An 18,939-nucleotide genomic window follows, 5' to 3' on the forward strand; every position below is an offset into this window, starting at 1 on the left:
TTGGCTTTTTTGTTTATCGTTTTAATGTAAAGTGCGCACGATACTGTTTGCCCTTACTCGGTCTGTTTACTACAAACCAATAATCAGATGTTGGCATATATTCTCCATTAAAGGTACCATCCCAACCATCACTTAAGGCATTGAGTTGCTTCAGCAATTTACCATATCGATCAAAAATCAATACGGTAATATCAGGTTCTGTTTGAGAAAAATATACCTGCCAATTATCATTATCGCCATCACCATTTGGTGTGAAAAATTTAGGATAATACAACACATAGACCTCTTCATTCACAACACCACAGCCATTTTGATCTCTAACGTAAACCGTATATTCGCCAACAGGCAGGTTATTAAAGACATTACTGCTTTGATAATTTATACCATCTATTGAGAATTCATAGTCTCCAATACCAGAAACCTCAACCGTAATGGTGTTATCATAAGCCGTCCAATCTTCTATCTCAATATCGTTTATAATGGCTTCATCTGATTCAATGACTTGAACCGTTTCGGTAAAACTACAAGACAACGGCGGCATAGTTGGATAGTCGTAAGCAACTGTAACATCATAATTTCCTGCGCTACCAACAACAATAGACTGGGTTGTTTCTCCGGTAGACCACAGGTAAGAGTCATAACCAAACCCAGCATCCAGAACCACTGTTTCATCTGTACAGAAATAGTACGTGGTTTCCATGTCTGGATCCGGTGTTTCTAAAGCCTCAATGTAAAATGATGTTGTGTTATAACAATCAAAATTTTCCATGTTTTCTATTCTGGCAAAAATCTGCTGCGGATTCGTAATATTGGTATACGGTATGCTTAACGGGTTTTCATTCAAATCGGCATCAGCTTGTGACACGTGATAAGTAATTGCAAAATTTCCTGTTTGTCCATTGGATATTTGGTCATTTTGCAAGTTTAAATCAAAAGATTCTTCACCATCATTAAACGCATCACATAGATACATATCATCAGGTTGATAGGCTTCCAAATAATCATCGATTATAATCTGGAATGAACCTGTTTCAAAGCAACTGGCATTATTGACATTCTCAATGCGAATAAAAACCTGCTGTGGGTTATCTACCGTCTGAAAATTATCTGGTAATGGATTAGCGTCATTCTCGGCATCAACTTGAGAAATATGGTAAGTGATGTTAAAATCGGAAGCCGCTTGTCCGTTCAGTACAACATTATCAAACTGTGTTAAATCAACCAATTCAGTGCCATCGTTGGAAGCATCATCACAGGTAGTCACATCGGCAACCACATTGGCAACTGGTTGGGCATCTAACTGAATAGTAAAACTGGTAGTGTCATAACAATTGTTATTATTCGTGTTTTCTATTCGCACGAATATTTGTTGCGGATTGGATTCATTAGTATATGGCGATGTCAATGGGTTTTGATCATCGTCTGCATCTTCCTGACTCAAGTGATAGGTAATATTAAAGCCCACTTGTCCATTAGATACTTGGTTGTTTTGAGAACTGAAATTAAAGGCTTCTTCACCATCGTTCAAAACATCGCAAAGGAACATATCGTCAGGTTGATAAGCTATCGGTTGTTCATCTATGATAATTTCGAAACTCCCTGTATCATAACAGCTCTCGTTGACAACATTTTCAATGCGAATAAAAACTTGTTGCGGATTATCTACCGTCTGAAAATCATCTGGTAATGGATTAGTATCATTCTCGGCATCCATTTGAGAGATATGATACGTGATATTAAAATCGGAAGCTGTTTGTCCGTTCAATATGGCATCATTAAACTGCGTTAAATCAACCAATTCAGTGCCATCGTTGGAAACATCGTCGCATACCATCAAATCGGTAACTGTATTGGCAATTGGCTGGGCATCTACCTGAATAGTAAAACTGGTAGTGTCATAACAATTACTGTTATTCGTGTTTTCTATTCTAACGAATATTTGTTGTGGATTAGTTTCATTGGTATAAGGCGATGTCAATGGGTTTTGATCATCGTCTGCATCTTCCTGACTCAAGTGATAGGTGATATTAAAGCCCACTTGTCCGTTGGATACTTGGTTGTTTTGAGAACTTAAATTAAAGGCTTCTTCTCCATCGTTCAGATCATCACATAGAAACATATCGTCAGGTTGGTATGCTATTGGTTGTTCATCGATGATAATCTCAAAACTGCCTGTATCGTAGCAGTTCTCGTTGACAACATTTTCAATGCGAATAAACACCTGCTGCGGATTATCGACCGTCTGAAAATCTTCTGGTAATGGATTAGCATCATTCTCGGCATCCATTTGAGAAATATGATACGATATATTAAAATCGGAAGCTGTTTGTCCGTTCAATATGGCATCATTAAACTGCGTTAAATCAACCAATTCTGTACCATCGTTGGAAATATCGTCACATAGTATCAAATTATTGAGTGTATTGGCAACTGGCATGGTATCGACTACTAAATCAAAACTGGTAATATCGTAGCAATCTAAATTATCAACATTATATATCTTAACATAAATAGTTTGACTATTGGATATATTGGTATAGCTTGTAGGTAGTTCATTTTCGTGATTTTGAGCATCCTCCATACTTTCGTAATACCGAATATCAAATACCGAATCTGATTGCGTTCCCAACACCTCTGAATCTTTAGTGCTCAAATCAAAAATTTCGACTTCGTCATTTGTACTATCATCACATAAATGATAATCCGCTACCTCATTCGCAATAGGAACATCATGAATTACGATATTGGTTGTAAAAAACCGATTGGTCCCACTAACCGAATTCACGGAAACGGTAACAGGATAGGTTCCTGCAATAGTATAAACGTGTGTGGGACTCACTTCACTGGTTGTATTCCCATCTCCAAAATCCCATTGAATATTGGCTATTTCCTGACTGGAATTAATCGAAAACTGTGTTTCATCGCCTACACATGTAAACTCGACATTAATTCCAACCTGGAAAAACGATTGAATGAATGGCGGTAACCCTAAAGCTGAATCACGGCCCAATAACGAGAGTGCTCTATTAACATAACCTGCTGCTGCACCAATTTCATTGGGGTTTTCAATGACATCCAAGAAACCTGAATTGCCATTCGCCAGATAAATTTTTTCATCAATAGCTAATTGAAGGGCAGCAATAACATCAGTGCCTTGATATAACATCTGATCGGAATTGATAATATCGGTTTCATTGCCCAAAGCTATATTGAACTGATGCACTTCAAACAACCCAGAACTAAATCGTGTATCAGATACATACAACAGTTCACTATTGGGTGAAAATTCGACTCCATAAACACCATTGTTAAAACCACTTGAAAACATGGAAGACAAATTAACAACATTGCTGATTGTTCCGGAATTGGCATCAAAATCAAAGACCTCAACAAAAGTATTGTTATACCACTTTGCAATCGCCAATTTTTGTCCATCAGGCGAAATCTTCATATAACCAATAGTTTCTGCTTGATTACCATTATGCACACTTCCAACGGTACTTACTACAGCCGATGTTTCGACACCCGCCGAAGTAACTCGATATGACACAAAATCAGCACTATTCCATTTATGGGCTATAACCCAATAATCTAATCCATTCGCGTGTTGAATTGCTGTAATTTTTTCTGTAGATGGTGTAGAAAGGAGAATGTTTTTATTTGCTGTCACATCGCCATTGCCTCCATTCAGGGTTAAATCTACTTCAGAATAACGCAATCCAGCACTTTGACCTAACTGTGCAACTGTAAAAATAAAATATATGTTGGGGTCATTAGGTTTGGGAACTATGATACCAGATTGTGTACTTGAATCATTTCCCATTAAACCAAACCCATTCGGCATGGTATTGTGATTTTTGTCCCAAACTCTTATCCCATCGGTATAAAACAACAAATTGCCATCAGCATCTGAAATAGTTGAGCAACCTTCATTAGTATTTAATGCACCATCAGTAATAGCTACCGCAGTTCCAGAACTAAAATCCAAACCTGCGTTACGACCAAAATACCAGTAATTAGCCTCTCCTTGTGCAAATAATACTGAAGTGAATAATACCAGGGCTAAACAAGAAAATAACCTCATGTCTTAAGCAAATGATTAATAGCAAGTTTCTAAAATAGGATAAAAAAACGACCAAAAAAAATTGAACCCTTTAATTGACTGTTAATTCCGACCAAATTGTTAATTTTTAGTCAAATTCCAACCTAATTTCACAATCTATTTTTTTGTTTAGTACTTTTATGCCTAATTTCGTAATGATGTTGAAGCACTTTTTCCTACTTATTTTAGTTTTTGCGACTACCTTTACTTTCTCGCAAGAGGAAGATACTATGGTACAGGGAATTGTGACCAATGCTTCCGATGGTATTCCCATGGAAAGTGTTAACATTGTCAATCTTAATCGTGTTGTCGGAACAACTACAAACAGCAAAGGCGAATTTGAACTCCAGGCGCAACCCAATGACACGCTGCATTTTTCGTATTTAGGTTTTAAGTCTATCAAGGTACGGGTTACCAATGACTGGATAAAGTATGGTAGTTCAACCATTCAATTGACCGAATTGGCTTTTGCTCTTGAAGAAGTTGTTATAAACGAATTTAAACTGACTGGAGTATTGGAAGTCGATATCCTTCAAGTTCCTGTAAACACTAATTATCGTTATAGTATTTCAGGGTTGCCTACCACTGGTTATGAAGCTGGCAACCGTTCTAATTCTGTAACCAAAGTACTGGGTGCCATTTTTAATCCAGCCGATTTTCTCTATAAGATGTTTGGTAGAAAACCAAACGAGATGAAAAAACTCAAGCAAATGAAGCAGGATGATGAGATACGAAATCTCCTAGCTTCGCGTTTTGATCGAGAAATGTTGACTGTTTTGCTTCAAGTTGATCGTGTAGATTTAGATGAAATTGTAAGACAATGTAACTACTCGGCTAGTTTTATTCAGACTGCCAATGATCTTCAAATTCTGGATGCCATAAGTGAATGCTACGAAGAATACAAAGTACTAAGTCGTAGCCGTAAGAAAGGGCGTTTGTAAATACTTATTATTCTCTAGAATGCAAAGCAACTCGATTACCTTCGGTATCTAAAAATACACCCATAAAACCATGTTCAGGTGATATTTGTGTTTTAGGTTGATATATTTTACCACCAGCCGCTTCTACTCTATCCAATTCATTTTGGACATTGTCAGAAATAAAGTAAACTAAAGTACCTTCCTGACTTGGTATGTAGGATTCTTGCTTTATTAAAGTACCTTGAGCACCGGGAACCTCACCTCTATCCGGAAACCAGCCCATTAACAAGCCGCCAAAATCTACCACTTGAATATCAACCTTAAAAACGGCTTCATAAAATGCTTTAGCACGATTCATATCGGATACTGGTATTTCAAACCAGCCAACCATGTTGTATTTCATATCTTATTGTTCTAAACGTTGTTTTAATCTCGATAGTCCTTCATCAAAATCCTTACCTACCGCTTTTTCAAAATTGAAAAACAGCATGAATATATTAAAAGGTACAGGGTTTTTTCCTGCAAATCCCCAAATGACTTTGGTCTGGTTATCGTCTACTTTTTCGACATTCAAATAACCTTTAGAAACTGATCTCCAGGGTTTTAAAAAGCGTAGTTCTGTAATGACCTGCTTCTCCTCTATAATATCTATAATTTCCTGTTCGCCCATTCCGACGTCTTTATTGCCTTCCCATTTGGAGATAAACCCGATTTCACCATCAGTTCCCGTAAATGTTTGTTTCATGTTAGGGTCTTTTAATTTCCAAGGAGACCATTCATCCTGATTTTTAATGGACTTTAGATATTTGAAGACTTCAGGTAAAGGCCTATTAATAATAATGCTGCGACTGACGTCATAAGATTTTGGTGCAACTATGGCAAGTACCAATATCAAGGCTATGATACCCAATACTATATAAAGAAAAATCATGGCTATGTGTTTTAGTTAGTTAAGTTAAAACTACAAAATAGTTACTGATTATAAAATCTTTTAACAATGTCGTCATAACTTTTGATCGTCTTCTTAATCCAATCCAAGCGTTTACCGGCTTTTTCTTCATTAGTAAGTTGCCAATTAACTTCCGATGACTTGAGTTTTGAAGTAACCTGTTGTAAGATTATGGCTGCTGAAACCGAAATATTCAAACTTTCAGTAAAGCCTGCCATAGGTATTTTTAGAAAGCTGTCGGCTTGATCTAAAACTTCTTGCGACAACCCTTCTGTTTCGCGGCCAAAAAAGAAACAGGATTTTTTGGTGACATCAAAATCCTGCAATAAGCAATCATTGGTATGAGGTGTTGTGGCAACAATTTGATAACCTTGTAATTTTAATTCCTGCAAACAGTCCTTAACAGAATTAAAGCGGTTTAAATCTACCCATTTTTGGGCTCCCATAGCAATTTCTCGGTCAATGCGCTTTCTATTAATCTCTTCAACAATATTGACTTCTTGCACTCCAAAAACATCGCAACTTCTTATGACAGCACTGGTATTGTGTAATTGGTAAACATCTTCAATGGCTACCGTAAAATGCTTGGTACGTTGGTCTAGTACTTTTGTAAATCGGTTTTTTCTATTCTCGGTAAGATACCCTTCTAAATATTCCAGTAATTCTAAATCGACCATTTAATCATTTACACCAATATTTCCTTGAGCAACCAAGGTATTCAAATCAGAAGCACTTAAATGAATATTGATGTAGCCATTAACTTCCAACACGTCATCATATCCAAAAGGTGTTCCATCATCTAATTGTATCACATTAGTCTGGCTTATTCCGGTATTACCATCAACGTCATTGAATGTGAACATAATTGGACCCGTAGTGGCCACATCATTTTCGTGAATATGGCCCGGATGTATGCCATCAACAGGTGTATTCATTAATTCTATAATAGCCAAGGCTTCACCATTTTGGCGTCTGAAAAAAGATGCGGTTCCGCTAATGTCCACGATATCCACTTCGTTTAAGTCATACACGACTGATTCGCCAGTAAGTTCATTTTCGCCAATATCACCTTGTGAAACAATACTATTATCTATTTCGCTTAAATGCACATTGATGTAACCATCAAAAGCTTCAACATTTTCATAAAGAAAAGGAGTAGTGTCATCCAATTGATTGATGTTCGTGTAACTAATCCCTGTGTCGCCATCGATTGGATTGAATGTTAAGGCAATATCACCCGTTTCCAATGCGGTATTATGATGAATATGCGCCGGATGCAACTCACCATCAACAGCATTTGTAAGCTGAATGGTTGCCAATGCCTCTCCATTCTTTCGTTGGGAGAATTTAGCTGATCCGTCTATTTCCGAGTTATCAAACTGCAACAAAGCATAAGTTTTTGTAACACCTGTTAATTCGTTTTGTCCAATATCCACTTGGGCAACTAAAATATCCAAATTTGAATTGCTTAAATGTATGTTGATATAACCATCAAAATCCAACAATTCTTCATAAGTAATGGGTGTGCCATCATCGAGTTCAGTAATGGTTACTTCACTTCTTCCTGTATTGCTGTTTACAGTGCCTAAAGTAAGGGCAATATCGCCGGTTTCTGCAGCTGTATTATAATGAATATGTGCTGGATGCATTTGATCCATTAATAGTCCGGATAAATTCAATTCTATAGTAACCGATTGGTTTTCATTTTTCACAAATCGTGCATAACCTGTAACACTGGGATCACTAATAGTATTTAATTCATAGACTTTGTAGACAAGACTGGATTCTAAACGGGTGATATTATCATCGTTAGCGCAACCATTTAATGATATTATAGTGATGAAAAATAAAAATCCTACTAAAAAATGTTTCATGATTTGATTTTTAGACTGTCTAAATTTACAATTTAAACTATAAAACCAAATAAGTTATCAATTATTATCTCGTAATTTTTATAATTTTAAACTATGAAACATTTAGTTGTATTAACTGGTGCTGGTATGAGCGCCGAAAGTGGTTTAAAAACATTTCGAGATGCCAATGGCCTCTGGGAAGGTCATGATGTGATGGAAGTAGCCACTCCTGAAGGGTTCTCCAAAAATCCCGAACTGGTATTGGAGTTCTATAATCAGCGTAGAAGACAATTACACGAAGCTGAACCTAATGCTGCACATAAAGATTTAGCCAACCTTGAGAAACACTATAAAACAACCATCATTACTCAAAACGTTGATGACTTACATGAACGTGCTGGCAGTTCAAAGGTTCTACATTTACATGGTGAGTTGTTTAAAGCCCGAAGTACTTATAATGAACATGATGTTGTGGATTGGAAAACCGACTTGGTTATGGGAGATGTTTGCAATCAAGGCTATCAAATGCGGCCTCATATTGTATGGTTTGGCGAAGCTGTACCGATGATTGAAAACGCTATTGATATTTGCGCCACTGCTGATATCTTAATGATTGTCGGAACGTCTATGCAGGTATATCCCGCAGCAAGTTTGATGCATTACGTTCCCAATGGCACACAAATCTATTATATTGATCCTAAACCTGCAATAACGCGTTCAAATAATCTGAAGGTTATTGCACAGCCAGCCACAATTGGTGTTAGCCAGGCCATTCAACTCATAAAACTACTTTAAATACTGTTCTATTTCTTGAGTTAAATCATTTGTGATTCCCAATAGAACCTCACTTAAAGTTTTAGCACTGTTAGAGCCTGCACTTCGATAAGTAAGTTGTGATAATATGGTGGTTTTATGCTTATTGGTGAATTTAGTAGTGGCTACAATATTGTTGTTTTCGTCAACTTCTAAATCAAGACCGTTATTGGCCACAAAAGCGCCAAAGTTAGAATCTACCATATACAAGTTGTTATTGTTCACAACAGATTCTGTATAATCGAGACGTTGAAAATACCTCACAATTTTATTCTGTAAATCTGCATTTGTAATTAGGTTAATACTGCCGCTGGAAATCATGTTACTGAATGTTGCACGATTAGCTTTAAACGTGCGTCTTGCACCAAGATCTCTAAATAATCTTTCTAAAACGACTTTATTTGCGGTATCTGAAACAAAGGTTTTTGCAGAATCTACTTTAATTAAAATACTTGTCTCAAAATCTATTTGCTCTTGAATCAATTCCTTTTGAATTTCTAAATCCTCTTTTAAATTTTCAAGAATGGTCGTTTCATGAACCCTATTTTGTTTTTCCTTGTTCCATGTGTTAATCTGTAAAGCAATAAGAATACCTATAACCACGAGCACAATTTCTCCAATTGCATAAAAGAAATAACGCTGTGCCCTTTTTTCTTCTAACAATTTCTTCCTGATTTTTCGTAATGCCGATACCATTAGTCAACGCGTTTTAGATTAAGATCCTCGAAATCAAAACTAAAATCTATATTGGGTGAAATGCCTTTCATAGTAAAACCAGTAGCTTTTCCATTGTTGTCAAGAGTAAACATCGCAAAGGCATCGGCATTCATATCTTGGTATTCCCATTTTATGGCAAATGTTTCATCTTTATAATGTTTTAGAGGTCCATTAAGTAATGGTGACCGATGACATTTAATCCATAACTGGTTATCCTTGTTAAACACTTCTATTTTACCAAACCATGGGTCCATAAAAACACCAATATACTTTGTTTTATCTACGGCATTTTGGTCCATATTGGCTACTGTTTCCCAAACCTTTTTAGTGGCAGCATCATCGCCGCTTTTGTTGGATGCCATATATGCCGCATATTTATCAATCCATTTAAAATCTTCCAATCCATAGTACATATCCAATATAGTCTGTGAGACTGAAGCAAATAAACCACCACCATCATTACTGGTATTGGTCAAAATAACGATACCCAAATTCAAATCTGGAATCAAAATGGTTTGCGATAACATACCAGGTAATCCTCCGGTATGCTCCACTTTCATATTCCCTTTTTCATCTGACAGAAACCAACCCAAGCCATAACCCGAAAAATGTGAGTTGTAGCGCGGATTTGGATTCACATCCATAACCGTGTGTATCTTCCACATCTCATTATGGTTGAAAGCGGAAAATAATTGTTTATTAAGGTTTTGTCCGTATTTTCCCTTATTTAAATGCAACAATAGCCATTGAGACAAATCATTGACATTAGAAAATATCCCACCAGCAGCACCATTGATCATTTCTTCAAACGTTGGAATGATTCTGATGTCTCCCTTTTCGGTGGAATGTGAAGCGGATAAATTATTTGTGTTTTTAATATTTGCCAATGATCCATAGGTATTGTCCATACCTAGAGGTTCAAAAATTCTGCTTTCCACAAAAGCTTCCCAGGTCATACCACTTTTCCGGGCAATCAATTCACCTGCTACCAAATATAACAGGTTGTCATAATCCCATTTGGTTCTAAATGCTGATTCTGGCTTAAAATGCTTGAAGTTTGCCAGCAAGTCATCAATGGTGAAATCGGATCCTTGTGGAAAAAACATCAAATCACCCATGCCTAAACCCAGACCACTACGATGTGTTACTAAATCGATAATATTAAAATTATCTTGGACATAATCATTATACATGGTAAATTCTGGAATATGATCTTTGACTTTATCTGTCCAGCTGATTTTGCCTTCCTCAACCAATATAGCCAAAGCAGCGGTAGTAAAAGCCTTACTATTTGAAGCAATGGCGAAATTAGTATGTTCGTTAACAAGCTCTTTAGTTTCAATAGATTTGACACCATAGCCCTTTTCATGCAATATGTCTCCATCCTTTACAACAGCAACCGAACAACCCGCTACATTAAACTTGGTCATGGCATAATTGACAATGGAGTCTATTTGATGTGAAGTAACTTGTGCATGAATTTGTGATGGTGCGAAGGGGACAATTAAAAATAATAACAGGAGTTTTAAAGAACGTAATTTCATAGTATTTTTCATCTAATTGGTGTTTGAAAGATAGTTATTTGAAAACGATATTCCTATTTGACTTTGATTCAAAAATTCACTTTGGAATTAATAAAGTTTTTTTTGTAAGTAATTATTTACTATATTTAATTTCCTTTAAATCACACCAGACCAATAATTTACTTCCTTATGTGTGAATGCTAAACGATTTTTTATCCCTTTTTAAAATTTCGTATTTATTAACCAACCACTAACTAATTGACTAATGAAAACATCTAATCGATTATTTCAAGCATTGGTTGTTGTATTATTTTTTTCATTTGCAACAACTTTTGCCCAAGAAGTTCACTATGTAACCATACATGTGAATACGGCAGACATTACTGGCCAAAATGAACTGGAAATGTGTTATTTTACCTCACAATCTCCAGGTATGGACCCTATTACATCCGAAGGTAATATTGAGGATTTCAATATTACTGTTTCAGCTGGAGACACCATTATATGGCGCGGTGTATCAACCAGTAATCCTGATGGAGATACTGTTAATGTGACTTCCATTAACTATCATGGAGGTGATAACGTTTTTGATACCAATATTTTGAATGGTAATGGTGAAACACCCGAAGAAGTTGTAGGTGTCGTTCAACCTAACACCAATGGCCAGGTTGAAAAATATACCATAAAGTTTACGGTATTAAACAATGGAGAAAGGCGTGGCGGCACCTTTAAAGTTGATCCAAAAATTTCTGTTAGACCCTAAAGTAGTTTTTTAATTTTTATTTAAAATGAAAAACTATAAACGAATTCAAACGAAAAATCAGTTTAAAGCCTATTTTTTAATAGGCTTTTTTTGCTGTTATTTCAACGGTTTATCTCAAAATTTAACGCGAACTGATAGTTTGGAATCTGTTTATAGAATGACAGGATTTGAAGAATCTAAAAAACTTTCAAATCTCAATGAACTGGCAGAAAACCATCCAGACCCTCAAAAAAAATTATTCTACAGTGATGAACTAATTAAAAATGCTCAAAAAAAAGATTCTATTAATTTTCTTTTTAAAGGCTATATACATAGAGGTGCCGCTTTGAGACTTAAAAGTGATTTTACACAGGCACTGGAAAGTTACTTTGAAGCTGCGAGTATAGCTTCTGAAAATAATATAGATCGAGATTTAGGATTAGTTGACATTTCTATTGCCGATGTGTATTCCATCATGCGAAATCATGATAATGCGGTTAAATATTACGAGCTTGGCATCAATTTATTAGAAAAATCAGGTGACTTATTGAATTTTGCCAATGGTTTATCAAACCTAGGTGACGAATATTTTATGAATCAGGAATATGATTTAGCCATCGAGCATTTTATGGAATCCGGACTCATATTCAGAAAAATAAATTCTCTTGAAGGCAATGCATTTGTTTTGGGCAATATGGGCATGGTATATGCTGAACAAGGAAAAGATGATTTAGCTGAAGCCAATATGAATGAAGCCATTACAATCATGGAGGATCTGGAGCTCTATTATCCTATTTCGGTTTATTTAACCTATATGTCTGATATTTATCTCGGTAAAGGCAATTGGAATGCTGCCTTAAATTACTCGAAAAGAAGCCATGATTTGGCTTTAAAATATGGGTTAAAAGAACAATTGAGTGAAGCTAACTTACAACTTTCTAAATTGTATGAAACCTCAAATAATTTCAAACTTTCATTAGAGCACTACAAAACATATGCGCAATTAAAAGACAGTATTGCCAACATTGAACGTTTTCAAAAAATAGCTGATTTACGAACAGATTTTGAAGTCTCCAAAAAGCAAACCGAAGTTGATTTACTCACCGAGCAGCAGAAAAATCAACAAATTCAAGTTGATCTTCTAAATCAACAAAAGAAAAATCGTCAAAATTTAGCCATAGCCACTATTGTGGCGTTATTTTTAAGTGCGCTTATTGCATTCGGACTTTATAGACGTAATATATTCATTCAAAAAACAAAGCGCATTATTGAAGAAGAAAAGAATCGGTCTGATGATCTATTGTTGAATATTCTACCTGAAGATACTGCCCATGAGCTAAAACAAAATGGTAAGGTTGAAGCCAAACGTTTTGATTCGGTTACGGTTTTGTTTACTGATTTTAAAAGCTTCACCAGTTATTCAGAAAATTTGCCTCCAGAAAAACTTGTAAAAAGTGTTGATTATTATTTTTCAAAGTTTGATGCCATTATTGAAAAATATGGACTTGAAAAGATCAAAACCGCAGGCGACTCCTATATGTGTGCTGGTGGTCTTCCCTTCCCAACAAAAGATCACGCAACCAAAATGACACTGGCTGCTTTTGAAATCATTCGGTTTGTTGAAGACACCAAGAATTCATACAATACGGATATTGCACATTTTGATATTCGTGTTGGCATCAATACAGGACCTGTTGTCGCTGGCGTCGTGGGCACCAAAAAATTTGCCTATGATATTTGGGGTGATACCGTCAATGTGGCCTCCAGAATGGAATCGGCTTCAACTCCAGGAAAAGTCAATGTTGCCGAAAATACCTACCAACTCATTAAAGATGCTTTTGAATGTGAATATCGTGGTGAAATTGAAGTCAAGAACAAGGGCATGATGAATATGTATTTTGCCAATAGAATTAAAGAAAAAACCTTTTACAAGTACATGAATAACAGTAAGGAGTTTGTTTAGTTTTTTATTATTTTTCCATCAACTTGTATAATAATTAATATTAGCAAAGTTTAGTTATAGGTTTTATCTCAAAATTTCTAGCTAGTAAGTTATTGCATTACGATTCCTCCATTCAATTATTTACATATATAAAAAACTACAATAAACGGTAGGCAAAATACGTTATATCTTAAATAACACCGCTGACTATCAACATGTTAATAACTATAAATTTTAGTTAAATTTCATTTTTGAATTAAATTTTAACTTATCTTTGCCTGTCGATTTAAAATTTCGACTTTTGAAGATTTTAAATTAAAATTATATTGAAAACCAAATCTATCATAGTATTTTTAGTGCTGTTCACGACTTTATTTTTAGGTCATGGAAGAATCTCTAAAAAAGATTTAAAGTATAGGCCATTTTCCAAAAGACCTACAACTGAAGTTACAGCTTTAGATTTTTCAAAACTTCCCTTAAACATACCCGATGGTCAATTTCAGCCACTGCTTAATTATGAGAATTCAGAATTGAAATTTGAGCTGGAACAAGCTATCCTAAAAAACAAGCACTGGAAAAGTTTAATTGAAACAAAAAAAATGTCCATTGGAGTTGTTGATTTAAACAATCCTGAAAAACCACGTTTTGCATCTTTAAATGGTAATGAAATGATGTATGCAGCCAGTTTACCGAAGATTGCTGTTTTACTAACTACCGAAAATGCCTTGGAAAACGGTGAATTACCAGAATCAAAGAAAATATATTCTGATATGCGCTTAATGATAAGCAAATCTAATAATCAAGCAACTACAAGATTAATTGACTTGGTTGGATATGATAAAATTGAACGCGTATTAACCAAAGCCGAATACAATCTTTATGACGTTAAAAATGGAGGCGGACTTTGGGTAGGTAAACGCTATGCTGCTTCTGGCCCTACAAATAGGGAGCCTTTAAAAAATTTAAGTCATGCTGCAACAGTTAACCAAGTATGCCGTTTTTACTATCTATTGGCGAATGGAAGATTAGTTACCAGGGAGCGTTCAGAACACATGCTTAAAATAATGGAAAATCCTGAACTACATCATAAATTTGTTTATGCTTTAGACAAAATAGCTCCCCATGCACGTGTTTTTAGAAAGTCTGGTTCCTGGAAGAATTGGCATTCAGATTCTGTTTTGGTTTGGGATGAGGAAAGAAAATATATTTTAGTTGCCTTAATTGATAACGAACATGGTGAACAAATTATTCGTAATTTAGTATCTCCTGTTGAAAAGGTGCTAAAACTTAACCAAAATGACCAATAACCATACGTTTAAATCATACTTACTTAAAGTTTTTGATTTAGATGAGAATGAGTTGCGGAAAACCCTACTTCTACAACTTTATATTTTCATACTCATTACAACCCTTTTAATTGTAAAGCCTTCCATTAATTCGCTGTTTCTTTCAGAACTTACCGCAAACGCTTTACCAATTGGTTATATTTTCACAGCACTATTTGCTGTTGTTGGCTCTTATTTCTATGACAAAGCACTGGAGAAATTCGCTCTAAATAAAATTATTGAATATACATTATTAGGTTGTATTGGCTCATTGATTGTTTTTGCATTAGCCTTTAATTCGGGAATAAATTTAGGGTACTTAATGTATATACCATACATTTGGGTTGCTATTTTTGGTCTGTTGACAACCTCTCAATTTTGGATATTGACCAATTTAGTTTATAACATCAGGGAAGCCAAACGAGTATTTGGTTTCATAGGCTCTGGGGCTATTGCTGGAGGTATATTTGGCGGTTATTTAACCAGTTTACTTTCGCAGTTCATAGAAACACCCTATTTGTTCTATATAGCTGCTGGACTATTACTTTTTTGCATTCCTATTTCAAGATATATTTGGAAAAATGAGGTTCATTTTCAAGATAGTGCTGTCACAAAAAGCCGCAGTACTGTTGTTAAAGGAGAATCACCAATTAAACTTATTAAACAATCCTATTTATTGTCATGGATAGCATTGACAATTGGCTTAAGTGTCATTGTTGCCAAATTGGTAGATTACCAATACAGCCATTACGCTTCAGACCTCATTGAAAACCCTGAAGAGCTAACAGCGTTCTTTGGCTTTTGGTTCTCGACATTGAGTGTTGTTTCCCTTTTCATTCAGCTCTTCATTACCAAAAGGGTTGTTGGCAGATTTGGTGTTGGTAATTCGGTGTTTCTATTGCCAATAGGCATCCTAATTGCTTCTATTCTACTATTGATATTTCCAGAACTATGGGTGGTAATCATTATAAAAATTGCTGATGGTAGTTTAAAACAATCCGTTAACAAAGCTTCGGTTGAATTATTATCCATTCCTATTCCAATAGAACTCAAGAAAAAGACAAAAACATTTATCGATGTTGTCATAGATAGTATTGCGACTGGATTGGCCGGTTTATTATTAATTTTTATCATAAATGGGTTAAATATTCCCAATACCTATGTAACAATAATTATTATAGCTTTTATATTACTATGGATGTCCTTTTTATATAAATTGAAAAAGGCCTACATTGAATCTTTTAAGAACCTGCTAGGCACAGACCATCATCATGCTGAAAAAAAGGAGCAAGAAAAAGAAGTCCCTATAAATACTATTGTAGATACTGTAAATTGGATATTCAAACAAGGTACAGAGTCCCAAATCCTTCACATGCTCAACCGAGTTATAGAGAGCCCTGATGAACGCTTTTTTAATTCAATCAAACCTCTTTTACACCATGAATCGGATAAGATAAAAGCGCAGGCTATTGAAAGTTTATACTATTTAAATACCCAAGATTTATCCGATTCCATAGAACCATTAATTTTATATCCTGATCAGGAAATTGCCATAGATGCATTTCGATATGTTTTAAGTAGGCATAGAAAAAATCCATATTTCTACATAAACAAATATTTTGAAGACACACACGATAGTGTTCAGAATGCCGTGCTTATAGGCATGTCGTTGGAGTTAAACAAAAAGCAGCTTACGCATGAAAAATACAAATTGCAAAAATGGCTTGACCATGCAATTGAAACGTCTGCCCTAATGAAAACTTCCAAAGAAAAGACAAATAAGATTATTACTATTTTAAACGTTATAGGAAACTCAAGAATTCAAGGTTACAATCATATAGTTACAAAATGCCTGCAAAGTGACTCTCCTGAAATAGTCAATGCAGCCATAGACAATGCTGTCAAGCTGAAAGACTTCAATGCCGTAGATTCCATCGTAAAACTATTGTCAAATAAACAGCATAGGGAGAATGCCATTACAGGCTTGTACAATTATGGAAGTAATATCATTCAATATTTAGCTTCCAAAACCACTTCAGAAAAAATTGAACTAAAAAACGCCTTATTTATACCAAAAATAATAGAAAAATTCGATTCTACTGAAGCTATAAAAGTCCTCATAAGTCTTATAGACCATACAGAACATGCCATATCTATTGAAGCTATAGAATCTCTGCAGCGCCTAAAATGGAGCAACAAGAAATTACAAATCAAAAACCATTTTGTATTGAGTAAGATTTTAGATGAATGTCACATGTACCAATTGACTCTTTCATCAATTCACTCACAGATTCTAATAAACAATCAAGAAAAGAACGCTTCAGAAATTGAGGCAAGAAAAGGGTTAATGACAATTCTAGAACATAGACTGGATAAACAATTGCATCGAATTTTTAAGTTTTTGGGACTAAAATTCATTCCTGAAGAAATTGAACCCATTGCAGATATTATTTTAAAAGGCGATGAAACCCAACGTGTAAATGCCATAGAATTTCTTGACAATATCTTAGACAGCAAATTAAAACGAGAGCTCATCCCTATAGCGGAATCCGCTTTTATTGACAATCAGATAACCGATGATCTGATAAGGAAGTTCAATTTAAAAAAATATACTGATTATGAATGTTATGAAATTTTGCTAAAATTACATGATATAAAAATAAAACATGCCGTCTTATATTTGATTGAAAAAACAAATGACACGCGTTTTATACCACTAATATATTTAGTAATTGAGGATCCTCACCATTCTGTAAAACAACAAGCAAAAAGCACCTTAAACTACCTTAAAACCCAATTTACTCCCGCATGATGGCATCAATTCTTGACGCCAATGACAAGTGGTCATACGCTGAATTTTTATTGTGCACATTGGACATTAGACATACGGCATAACGTGAGCCATCTGGTTGCTCGACTATGGCAACAGAATTCATGTAATTATAAACATTTCCTTGATATTTGCCACAATCTGGATTTTTATCCCGATCACATTTGTAAAGGCTTCCAGATTTGAAGTAAACTGCTGCACTATCCAATTTTTTTGAGGCGGCATATCGTATTCTCCTATCCGTCATGTACAGTAACCGTTTCATTTCCAAACTTGTTGGCTCATCTATCAGCTCGCCTTTTTCTAGAGCCAGAATGTACTTGATAAGCCCGTTGGTTGTTCCAATACTACCACCTCTTCCAGGTATATAACTTCCAGCTCCGCTTGTAAAAAACTTACCTAATCTCCATTCGTCTTCAGAAATACCCAGTTCTCGAAGTGGTTCATTTACCATCTCTATAGCCATTTCAGATAATTCCGATTTTGACATGCTTTTAAAATATTCTTCAGACTCTTCAAATGTCAAATCCGGATATTTATCCTTAAACACACGCATTAATAAGGCTTCCCTCCAAACAACACTAGCTGCACCATTATTACTAACAGACACCATATGATCTAACCATTCATATAAGGAAAACGTATCGGTATCGCGCACCGTTCGTTTTACTAATTTTTTGGTTTCCAAATCATATACCGGAATGGTATGATGGTCATGCAATGCCCATTTTCCGGCTGTAATTATTTTCCTTTTCAATAATGCTCGGCGTTCTTCAAAATCATTGGGATAAAGATCGCATAGTTCAGTAAAGAAAGCTGCCAAAACTACAAGCTTACCTACGCTCCCTGGTTGGTATTGTGCGGTTTCCCGATGATCGGCATAACGCACAGGTTTTCCTTTGGTCATATCCAATACTGCTATGGAATAATTCTTATCCAAACCATTAAATAAATGGTCTATTTTTTTCTGCAAATCAGAATCGGTTTCAGGAATGCCTTTAATGGCTTTCCCTCTTTTGTCATTTAGATTTAATTTTATGGAATCAAGAGGACGGAATGCACCTTCCGGAATTCTATCGCTAGAAATTTCACCACTCTTCACCCTTTCTAAATAGGCTAATCGCTTTATTCCAGTCAGGCTATACCCATCTATTGGATATTCTGCTTTTAGTGTAAAACCCATACAGACCAATACAATTAATAAGACTTTTAAATTTTTCATA

General features: G+C 35.3%; 14 protein-coding genes. 6 read left to right on the top strand and 8 right to left on the bottom strand.

The window, feature by feature from the left end; translation table 11 throughout:
• Positions 1 to 13: 13 nt before the first annotated feature.
• A complete protein-coding gene (locus ACKXGU_RS02645) occupies positions 14 to 4,084 on the bottom strand; it encodes a T9SS type B sorting domain-containing protein (RefSeq protein ID WP_463466526.1) in 4,071 nt (1,356 codons plus the stop codon).
• 158 nt (positions 4,085 to 4,242) lie between these two features.
• Here ACKXGU_RS02645 and ACKXGU_RS02650 point away from each other — a divergent pair, with 158 nt between their 5' ends.
• The gene (locus ACKXGU_RS02650; protein WP_463466527.1) at positions 4,243 to 5,043 is read left to right on the top strand and encodes a carboxypeptidase-like regulatory domain-containing protein; all 801 of its coding nucleotides are present in this window, start codon (positions 4,243 to 4,245) and stop codon (positions 5,041 to 5,043) included.
• A gap of 7 nt (positions 5,044 to 5,050) precedes the next feature.
• On the opposite strand, the gene ACKXGU_RS02655 is transcribed toward ACKXGU_RS02650, so the two are convergent.
• Genes ACKXGU_RS02655 through ACKXGU_RS02670 form a run of 4 tightly spaced genes read right to left on the bottom strand, consistent with a single transcriptional unit; the run spans position 5,051 to position 7,845 of the window.
• A complete protein-coding gene (locus tag ACKXGU_RS02655; RefSeq protein ID WP_463466528.1) occupies positions 5,051 to 5,425 on the bottom strand; it encodes a VOC family protein in 375 nt (124 codons plus the stop codon).
• Positions 5,426 to 5,428: 3 nt separating this feature from the next.
• Positions 5,429 to 5,953: an SRPBCC family protein gene (locus tag ACKXGU_RS02660; protein ID WP_463466529.1), complete on the bottom strand. Its 525-nt coding sequence runs from the start codon at positions 5,951 to 5,953 to the stop codon at positions 5,429 to 5,431.
• Between the two features lie 41 nt (positions 5,954 to 5,994).
• Positions 5,995 to 6,648, bottom strand: coding sequence for a TrmH family RNA methyltransferase (locus ACKXGU_RS02665; RefSeq protein WP_463466530.1), 654 nt, complete (start codon positions 6,646 to 6,648; stop codon positions 5,995 to 5,997).
• Positions 6,649 to 7,845, bottom strand: a complete 1,197-nt coding sequence (locus tag ACKXGU_RS02670) for a hypothetical protein (protein ID WP_463466531.1) — start codon at positions 7,843 to 7,845, stop codon at positions 6,649 to 6,651.
• Positions 7,846 to 7,938: 93 nt separating this feature from the next.
• On the opposite strand from ACKXGU_RS02670, the gene ACKXGU_RS02675 reads away from it, so the two are divergent.
• Entirely contained in the window at positions 7,939 to 8,619 is a 681-nt protein-coding gene (locus tag ACKXGU_RS02675) for an SIR2 family NAD-dependent protein deacylase (RefSeq protein ID WP_463466532.1), read from the top strand.
• Here ACKXGU_RS02675 and ACKXGU_RS02680 read toward each other — a convergent pair.
• Together ACKXGU_RS02680 and ACKXGU_RS02685 are read right to left on the bottom strand one after the other, a co-directional pair.
• Positions 8,611 to 9,333: a DUF6090 family protein gene (locus ACKXGU_RS02680; RefSeq protein ID WP_463466533.1), complete on the bottom strand. Its 723-nt coding sequence runs from the start codon at positions 9,331 to 9,333 to the stop codon at positions 8,611 to 8,613. The genes ACKXGU_RS02675 and ACKXGU_RS02680 overlap by 9 nt on opposite strands.
• A complete protein-coding gene (locus tag ACKXGU_RS02685; RefSeq protein ID WP_463466534.1) occupies positions 9,333 to 10,910 on the bottom strand; it encodes a serine hydrolase in 1,578 nt (525 codons plus the stop codon). Before ACKXGU_RS02685 ends, ACKXGU_RS02680 begins: the two co-directional genes overlap by 1 nt.
• Before the next feature lie 232 nt (positions 10,911 to 11,142).
• Between ACKXGU_RS02685 and ACKXGU_RS02690 the strand changes: the two genes are divergently transcribed.
• From ACKXGU_RS02690 to ACKXGU_RS02705, 4 genes are all read left to right on the top strand, one after another.
• A complete protein-coding gene (locus ACKXGU_RS02690; protein ID WP_463466535.1) occupies positions 11,143 to 11,640 on the top strand; it encodes a hypothetical protein in 498 nt (165 codons plus the stop codon).
• Positions 11,641 to 11,665: 25 nt separating this feature from the next.
• Entirely contained in the window at positions 11,666 to 13,582 is a 1,917-nt protein-coding gene (locus ACKXGU_RS02695; protein WP_463466536.1) for an adenylate/guanylate cyclase domain-containing protein, read from the top strand.
• Between the two features lie 305 nt (positions 13,583 to 13,887).
• Complete coding sequence (locus ACKXGU_RS02700; protein ID WP_463466537.1) at positions 13,888 to 14,868, top strand: serine hydrolase; 981 nt, start codon at positions 13,888 to 13,890, stop codon at positions 14,866 to 14,868.
• On the top strand, positions 14,858 to 17,698 hold the full coding sequence (locus ACKXGU_RS02705) for an Npt1/Npt2 family nucleotide transporter (protein ID WP_463466538.1): 2,841 nt from the start codon (positions 14,858 to 14,860) through the stop codon (positions 17,696 to 17,698). Before ACKXGU_RS02700 ends, ACKXGU_RS02705 begins: the two co-directional genes overlap by 11 nt.
• Here ACKXGU_RS02705 and ACKXGU_RS02710 read toward each other — a convergent pair.
• Complete coding sequence (locus ACKXGU_RS02710) at positions 17,685 to 18,938, bottom strand: serine hydrolase (RefSeq protein WP_463466539.1); 1,254 nt, start codon at positions 18,936 to 18,938, stop codon at positions 17,685 to 17,687. The two genes, ACKXGU_RS02705 and ACKXGU_RS02710, sit on opposite strands and share 14 nt — an antisense overlap.
• Position 18,939: the final 1 nt, after the last annotated feature.

Source organism: Hanstruepera sp. CR43 (assembly GCF_055227665.1).

Excerpts from the sequence above, each read along its gene's own strand:
- ACKXGU_RS02645 (WP_463466526.1), bottom strand. The coding sequence starts at position 4,084 with ATGAGGTTATTTTCTTGTTTAGCCCTGGTATTATTCACTTCAGTATTA.
- ACKXGU_RS02650 (WP_463466527.1), top strand. The coding sequence starts at position 4,243 with ATGCCTAATTTCGTAATGATGTTGAAGCACTTTTTCCTACTTATTTTA.
- ACKXGU_RS02655 (WP_463466528.1), bottom strand. The coding sequence starts at position 5,425 with ATGAAATACAACATGGTTGGCTGGTTTGAAATACCAGTATCCGATATG.
- ACKXGU_RS02660 (WP_463466529.1), bottom strand. The coding sequence starts at position 5,953 with ATGATTTTTCTTTATATAGTATTGGGTATCATAGCCTTGATATTGGTA.
- ACKXGU_RS02665 (WP_463466530.1), bottom strand. The coding sequence starts at position 6,648 with ATGGTCGATTTAGAATTACTGGAATATTTAGAAGGGTATCTTACCGAG.
- ACKXGU_RS02670 (WP_463466531.1), bottom strand. The coding sequence starts at position 7,845 with ATGAAACATTTTTTAGTAGGATTTTTATTTTTCATCACTATAATATCA.
- ACKXGU_RS02675 (WP_463466532.1), top strand. The coding sequence starts at position 7,939 with ATGAAACATTTAGTTGTATTAACTGGTGCTGGTATGAGCGCCGAAAGT.
- ACKXGU_RS02680 (WP_463466533.1), bottom strand. The coding sequence starts at position 9,333 with ATGGTATCGGCATTACGAAAAATCAGGAAGAAATTGTTAGAAGAAAAA.
- ACKXGU_RS02685 (WP_463466534.1), bottom strand. The coding sequence starts at position 10,910 with ATGAAAAATACTATGAAATTACGTTCTTTAAAACTCCTGTTATTATTT.
- ACKXGU_RS02690 (WP_463466535.1), top strand. The coding sequence starts at position 11,143 with ATGAAAACATCTAATCGATTATTTCAAGCATTGGTTGTTGTATTATTT.
- ACKXGU_RS02695 (WP_463466536.1), top strand. The coding sequence starts at position 11,666 with ATGAAAAACTATAAACGAATTCAAACGAAAAATCAGTTTAAAGCCTAT.
- ACKXGU_RS02705 (WP_463466538.1), top strand. The coding sequence starts at position 14,858 with ATGACCAATAACCATACGTTTAAATCATACTTACTTAAAGTTTTTGAT.
- ACKXGU_RS02710 (WP_463466539.1), bottom strand. The coding sequence starts at position 18,938 with ATGAAAAATTTAAAAGTCTTATTAATTGTATTGGTCTGTATGGGTTTT.